General features: G+C 67.7%; 6 protein-coding genes and 1 rRNA gene. 3 read left to right on the top strand and 4 right to left on the bottom strand.

Features of this window, described 5'->3' with window-relative positions; all coding sequences use genetic code 11:
- On the bottom strand, positions 1–360 hold a 360-nt coding region (locus tag F3J18_RS35000; protein WP_166916675.1), incomplete at its 3' end, for a GntR family transcriptional regulator.
- Between the two features lie 184 nt (positions 361–544).
- Between F3J18_RS35000 and F3J18_RS34995 the strand changes: the two genes are divergently transcribed.
- From F3J18_RS34995 to F3J18_RS34985, 3 genes are all read left to right on the top strand, one after another.
- Entirely contained in the window at positions 545–1,432 is an 888-nt protein-coding gene (locus F3J18_RS34995) for a DMT family transporter (RefSeq protein ID WP_166916673.1), read from the top strand.
- Positions 1,433–1,613: 181 nt separating this feature from the next.
- The gene (locus F3J18_RS34990; RefSeq protein WP_025102213.1) at positions 1,614–3,194 is read left to right on the top strand and encodes an inorganic phosphate transporter; all 1,581 of its coding nucleotides are present in this window, start codon (positions 1,614–1,616) and stop codon (positions 3,192–3,194) included.
- Between the two features lie 117 nt (positions 3,195–3,311).
- Positions 3,312–4,094: a 2OG-Fe(II) oxygenase gene (locus F3J18_RS34985; protein ID WP_240154765.1), complete on the top strand. Its 783-nt coding sequence runs from the start codon at positions 3,312–3,314 to the stop codon at positions 4,092–4,094.
- A 7-nt stretch (positions 4,095–4,101) separates the two neighbouring features.
- On the opposite strand, the gene F3J18_RS34980 is transcribed toward F3J18_RS34985, so the two are convergent.
- The 3 genes from F3J18_RS34980 to rrf form a co-directional block, all read right to left on the bottom strand.
- Positions 4,102–5,526 carry a DHA2 family efflux MFS transporter permease subunit gene (locus F3J18_RS34980; protein ID WP_166916671.1) on the bottom strand — a complete coding sequence of 475 codons (1,425 nt, stop codon included), beginning with the start codon at positions 5,524–5,526 and terminating at the stop codon, positions 4,102–4,104.
- A 190-nt stretch (positions 5,527–5,716) separates the two neighbouring features.
- Positions 5,717–5,959 (bottom strand): DUF3717 domain-containing protein, encoded by a 243-nt coding sequence (locus F3J18_RS34975; protein WP_013689375.1) that lies wholly within the window; start codon positions 5,957–5,959, stop codon positions 5,717–5,719.
- Between the two features lie 242 nt (positions 5,960–6,201).
- Positions 6,202–6,315 (bottom strand): 5S ribosomal RNA (rrf, locus tag F3J18_RS34970).
- Between the last annotated feature and the right edge of the window lie 7 nt (positions 6,316–6,322).

Raw genomic sequence — 6,322 nt, 5'->3', positions numbered from 1 at the left:
CACGGTCCGCAGCGCGCGGCGCACGCCCTCGTCGGGCAGCCAGGCGGCCGGCAGCCAGCCCGCGCCGGGCTTCAGCGCATCGCTGCCGGCTTCCAGCGATTGCCGCGTCAGCCACAGCGGGTCGAGCTCGCGGTCCAGGCTCGGGCCCACGTCGGCCAGCGCGAACGGCGGCGCGTGGCCGGCCACGAAGAAACCGGCGCCGCGCCGGGCCGATAGCGCGCCCTCGGCCACCAGCCGGTCATAGGCCTCGACCACGGTCGATTTCGATACGCCGAGCAGCTCCGCCATCGAGCGCACCGAAGGCACGCGCGCGCCCGGCATCAGGCTGCGACTGGCGATCCGCGCCCGCAGCGTGGCCATCACCCGCGCGACGCGGCTGCCCGTGGCCGCGGGCTCCGCCGCCCTCACCCCTTGTTCGCTCGCCATCTGTCCGGCTCCCTGATCAGTACAGTTTCCCTGGATTGTGCTGATCCGTAGCTTAACCTGGGCGCCCCGGCATGGGATGCTGGAACGCTCCTCCTTCCATTCATTCGACGGATGCGCCATGCAGAACTCCACCCAAGGCTGGCTGAACGGTTTCCTCGGTGTCCTGATCTTCAGCGGCTCGCTGCCGGCCACGCGGATCGCCGTGCACGGCTTCGACCCGCTGTTCCTGACGGTGGCGCGCGCGGCGATCGCCGGGCTGCTGGCGATCGCCCTGCTGCTCGCCTTCCGCGAATCGCGGCCGGCGCGCGTCGACCTGCTGCCGCTGGCGATCGTCGCGTTCGGCGTGGTGGTCGGCTTTCCGCTGCTGACCGCGCTGGCGCTGCAGCACATCACCTCGGCGCACGCGATCGTGTTCGTCGGGCTGCTGCCGCTGGCGACCGCGATCTTCGGCGTGCTGCGCGGCGGCGAGCGTCCGCGCGCGGCCTTCTGGGTGTTTTCGTCGATCGGCAGCGCGGCGGTGGTCGCGTTCGCGCTGCGCGACGGCATCGGCGCCTCGCCGCTGGGCGACCTGCTGATGGTGGCGGCGATCCTGGTCTGCGGGCTCGGCTACGCGGAAGGCGCGCGCCTGTCGCGCAAGCTGGGCGGCTGGCAGGTGATCTCCTGGGCGCTGGTGCTGTCGCTGCCGCTGATGCTGCCGGTCGCGATCGCGATGCGCCCGGCCTCGTTCGCCGCGATCGAGGCGCCGGCCTGGTGGGGGCTGGCCTATGTGTCCCTGTTCAGCATGCTGATCGGCTTCGTGTTCTGGTATCGCGGGCTGGCGCTCGGCGGCATCGCCGGCGTCGGCCAGTTGCAGCTGCTGCAGCCCTTCTTCGGCTTCCTGCTGGCCGCCTGGCTGCTGCACGAGGCGGTGCCGGCCTCGATGCTGGTGGTGACGGCGGTGGTGGTGGCCTGCGTGGCCGGCGCGCGGCGCTTCGCGGGAGCGCCGGCGGCGCGGCCGGCGCGCTGAAGCCGAAGCCGCCCGAGGCGGCCAAGGGGGCACGGCAGCAAGCGGTGTGCGCGGCGCGATCATCGCCCGCGATCGAAAGCAGAACGAAAGACATCGGGCGGCTTCCTGCAATGTCATCAAACTGCCTAAGTCGCGGCGCTAGGATCGGGCGATCCCCGCAACCCACCTCCCCCTGCCCGCCATGAATCAACCTGCGTCGTCCTCAGTCGACCTCGGCCGCTCGCGGCATCTCGGTCTGGTGATCTTCTTCGTCGTGCTGGTCGCCGGTGGCGCCTACGTGCTCAGCCACCTGCTCGCCGACCTCGCCCCGGTCGGCGAACATTCGATCTTCCCCTACCTGCTGCTCGGCACGGCGCTGCTGATCGCGCTCGGTTTCGAGTTCGTCAACGGCTTCCACGACACGGCCAACGCGGTCGCCACCGTGATCTACACGCATTCGCTGACCCCGAACGTCGCCGTGGTCTGGTCGGGGCTGTGGAATTTCGCCGGGGTGCTGCTCTCCAGCGGCGCGGTCGCGTTCGGCATCCTGCAACTGCTGCCGGTCGAGCTGATCCTGCAGGTCGGCAGCGGCGCCGGCTTCGCGATGGTGTTCGCGCTGCTGATCGCGGCCATCGTCTGGAACCTCGCCACCTGGTACTTCGGCCTGCCCTCCTCGAGCTCGCACACGCTGATCGGCTCGATCATCGGCGTGGGCCTGATGAACCAGCTGATGCACGGCGCCTCGGGCACCAGCGGCGTGGACTGGAGCCAGGCGCTCGGCGTCGGCAAGTCGCTGCTGGTCTCGCCGATCGTCGGCTTCCTGTTCGCCGGCCTGCTGCTGCTGATCCTCAAGGCCGTGCTGAAGGTGCCGGCGCTCTACAAGGAGCCGCCCAAGGACCAGGCGCCGCCGTTCTGGATCCGCTGCCTGCTGATCCTGACCTGCACCGGCGTGTCCTTCGCGCACGGCTCGAACGACGGCCAGAAGGGCATGGGCCTGATCATGCTGATCCTGATCGGCACCGTGCCGACCGCCTATGCGCTGAACAAGGCCGTCACGCCGGCCGAGTCGCAAACCTTCATCGCCGTCGCGCACCAGGCCGCGGCCTCCTTCGGCAAGTACACCAACGGCATCGCGGCGCCGGCCAACTCGCGCCAGGCGGTCGAGACCTACGTGCAGACGCGCGAGCTGAAGCCGGAAACGCTGCCGGCCGTGCAGCAACTGTCGAACTCGCTGGCGGCCGCGGTCGGCTCGACGGGCTCGATCGCGAGCGTGCCGCAAGGCGATGTCGACAACCTGCGCAACACCATGTACCTGGTGTCGGAAGCGATCCGCCTGATGGAGAAGGCCAAGCAGCCGGCCTTCTCCGCCGACGACCACGCCGCGATCGACAACTATCGCCAGCAGCTCGATCACGCCACCAAGTTCATCCCGACCTGGGTCAAGGTGGCCGTCGCGCTGGCGCTCGGCCTGGGCACCATGGTGGGCTGGAAGCGCATCGTGGTGACGGTCGGCGAGAAGATCGGCAAGCAGCACCTGACCTATGGCCAGGGCGCCTCGGCCGAGGCGGTCGCGATGATCACGATCGGCGCCGCCGACATGTACGGGCTGCCGGTGTCGACCACCCACGTGCTGTCCTCGGGCGTGGCGGGCACCATGGCGGCGAACGGCTCGGGCCTGCAATGGTCGACCGTGCGCAGCCTGATCCTGGCCTGGGTGCTGACGCTGCCGGCCTCGATCGCGCTGGCGGGCCTGCTGTATTGGGTGTTCCACTCGCTGTTCTGATCCGGCACGCCGGGCGCCGTGCATGACGGCGCGGAAATACAGCGCAAGAATCGGGGCGCGTCGCGCCCCGCCGGTCGATAGGATGGTCGCCCTGACGTATGGATGCGGAGCGCCATCATGACTGCCTGCCCCGAGCGACGCCGCGCGGCGTCGTTTCCCTCCCCGCTCGATTGGGTCGATCCGGATCCGGTGCTGGCCGGCGCACTCGCGCCGGCCTCGCTCGATTGGGCCGCGATTCGCGACGCGCTGAACGCGCATGGCGTGGCGGTCGTGAAAGGCCTGCTGGATCGACGCGCCTGCGATGCGCTGATCGCCGCTTATGACGACGAGGCGCGTTATCGAAGCCGGGTGGTGATGGCTCGTCATGGCTTCGGTCGCGGCGAGTATCGCTACTTCGCCTATCCGCTGCCGGACGGGCTGGCTCGCTTGCGACGCGAGATGTATGCGCCGCTCGCGCCGATCGCCAACGACTGGCATCGCGCGCTCGGCATCGAGTCGCGCTTCCCGGCCGAGCACGAGGCCTTTCTCGCGCGCTGTCATGCGGCCGGCCAGTCGAGGCCCACGCCGTTGATCCTGCGCTACGGGGATGGCGACTACAACTGCCTGCACCAGGACCTGTATGGCGAGCACGTGTTTCCGCTGCAGGTCGCCGTCCTGCTGTCCCAGCCGGGCGAGGATTTCACCGGCGGGGAATTCGTGCTGACCGAGCAGCGACCGCGCATGCAGTCACGCGTGGAGGTGGTGCCGCTCGCGCGCGGCGATGCGGCGATCTTCGCCGTGCATGGACGGCCGCAACAAGGCGTGCGCGGCGTCTATCGCGTGAATCTGCGGCATGGCGTGAGCCGGCTGCGCAGCGGACATCGGCATACGCTGGGCCTGATCTTCCACGACGCCGAGTGAGCCGGGTTCAGCTCTTCGACATGCTCGCGCGCAGGCGATCGCCGGCATTGGCGGCGAGACGCGCGTAACCGGGCAGCGTCAGCAGCGCGAGCACGCCGGCGGCCAGGAAGGCCCAGCGGAAATCGGCCATCACGTAATGCGTGCCGGTTTCGTCGCCGCGCATCAGCGAGGCGAGGCGCAACGACATCGCGCCGAAAGCGATGCCCATGCCGATCGTCATCTGCTGCGCGGCGCTCGACAGCGTGCTGGCGGCGCTGGTCTGCTTCGGCGGAACGTCGGCGAAGGCCAGGGTGGCCAGCGTCGAGAACTGCATCGAGCGTGACAGGCCATAGACGAACACCACGAACAACGTGATCACCAGCGGCGTGGAGGCCGTGAGCCAGCCGCAGGCGATGGTCGCGAAGCCGGCGATCGTGACGTCGACCAGCGCGACGCGGCGGAAGCCGAAGCGGTCGAGAATCCACGAGGTCAGCGCCTTCATGCCTAGATTGCCGGTCGCGCTGGCCAGCAGCAGCAGGCCGGACTGGAATGGCGACATGCCGAAGCCGACCTGGAACAGCAGCGGCTGCAGGTAGGGCACCGCGTTGATCGCGATCCGCGTGATCGAGCCGGTGAAGACGGTCACGGAAAAGGTCGGCACCTTCAGCGTGCCGAAATCGAGCAAGGGATGCGGCGTGCGCTGCGCGTGCCACCAGGCGAGCGCAGCGAACACGGCGGCGGCCACGATCAGGCCCAGCGCTTCCATGAAGTGCGCATCCTGCTGGCCGAGCGCTTCGGTGCCGCACAGCACGCAGGTCAGTGTCGCGCCCGACAGGATGAAGCCGAGCCAGTCGAGCGGACGTGCCTCCTCGGCGCGTTCATTCCTCACCAGCAGCAGCACGCAAACGAGCGCGGCGATGCCGAGCGGCACGTTGAGCAGGAAGATCCAGCGCCAGGATGCGTAGGTGGTGATGAAGCCGCCGACGGGCGGCCCGACCACGGGAGCGACGATGCCCGGCCAGGTGATGGTCGCGATGGCGCGCATCAGCTGGGCCTTGTCGGTGCTGCGTACCACGATCATGCGGCCGACCGGCACCATCATCGCGCCTCCGATGCCCTGCAGCAGACGCGCGGCCGTGAAGGTGCCGACGCCGTCGGACATGCCGCACAGCACGGATGCAATGGTGAACACGGCGATGGCGGAGCCGAACACGGTGCGCGAGCCGAAACGATCGGCGATCCAGCCGCTGATCGGAATGAACACGGCGAGCGCCAGCATGTAGGCGGTCATGCCGAGACTGAGCGCATTCGGGCCGACGCCGAACGACCTGGCCATCTGCGGCAAGGCGGTGGCGATGACGGTCGTGTCGAGATACTCCATGAAGAACGTGGCGGCCACGAGGTACGGGAGGAAACCTGTCGTCGGGCGACGATCCACGTTGGAGTCGGTCATGCGCTTGATCGAGCGGAAGATGGTGGGAGCCGGCGAGGCGTGCCGAGCGGCGATGGTACTCCCGAATGATACGCACGCGAGCTTTCGCCCGCGTGTCGATGCGGGTTTTATCGACGACGCGGGTCCATCGGGACTGCATTCATTCAAGAATTCGGGAAACGCGCGACGAAGGTGCCGCGCGCGGCGACGCTCAGACCTCGGTCGCCAGCAGCGCGTCGCGCTGGTCCTGCGTCAGCAGCTCGAGTTCGACGCTCGATTCGCCGTGGAAAATCATCGAACCATATACCTCAGCGAGACAACTGCTCGCGCTGTCGAGCGCGTAGTCCTCGTCGATCTCGGCGGGCAGATGAATTTCACGCCATGCATTGATCGCGGATTCGATCCTCACGATGGAAATCGGCTGGGTTGTCTTATCGCTGGAAGTTGCAGTCATGGTTCCTTGCTGATTATCCCGCTTGATGGCTGCGATTAATCGGCGAATAAATCGCGAATCAGACGGGGCAATTGAATTTGACCGGATGGCGGATGCAATTCGTTCCGCATCGGGGACGCGTAGCATACCATCGCGCGCGACTAATCCAGACGGGGATAAGGGATTTGAATTGGATTAGTTTTCTGGCGGCTGGAAAGACAAAACCCCCGCTGCCTAGGGCAACGGGGGTTGTCATGAGGGAAGCCTGACGATTACCTACTTTCACACGGGCAATCCGCACTATCATCGGCGTGGAGTCGTTTCACGGTCCTGTTCGGGATGGGAAGGGGTGGTACCGACTCGCTATGGTCATCAGGCTAAAGG

Source organism: Burkholderia sp. Ax-1720 (assembly GCF_011753035.1).
Lineage (GTDB): Bacteria > Pseudomonadota > Gammaproteobacteria > Burkholderiales > Burkholderiaceae > Burkholderia > Burkholderia gladioli.
Note: the sequence above shows the minus strand (reverse complement) of the source record. Positions and strands in the feature narration are given on the sequence as shown.

Coding starts and splice junctions, on each gene's coding strand:
- F3J18_RS34995 (WP_166916673.1), top strand. CDS start 545: ATGCAGAACTCCACCCAAGGCTGGCTGAACGGTTTCCTCGGTGTCCTG.
- F3J18_RS34990 (WP_025102213.1), top strand. CDS start 1,614: ATGAATCAACCTGCGTCGTCCTCAGTCGACCTCGGCCGCTCGCGGCAT.
- F3J18_RS34985 (WP_240154765.1), top strand. CDS start 3,312: ATGACTGCCTGCCCCGAGCGACGCCGCGCGGCGTCGTTTCCCTCCCCG.
- F3J18_RS34980 (WP_166916671.1), bottom strand. CDS start 5,526: ATGACCGACTCCAACGTGGATCGTCGCCCGACGACAGGTTTCCTCCCG.
- F3J18_RS34975 (WP_013689375.1), bottom strand. CDS start 5,959: ATGACTGCAACTTCCAGCGATAAGACAACCCAGCCGATTTCCATCGTG.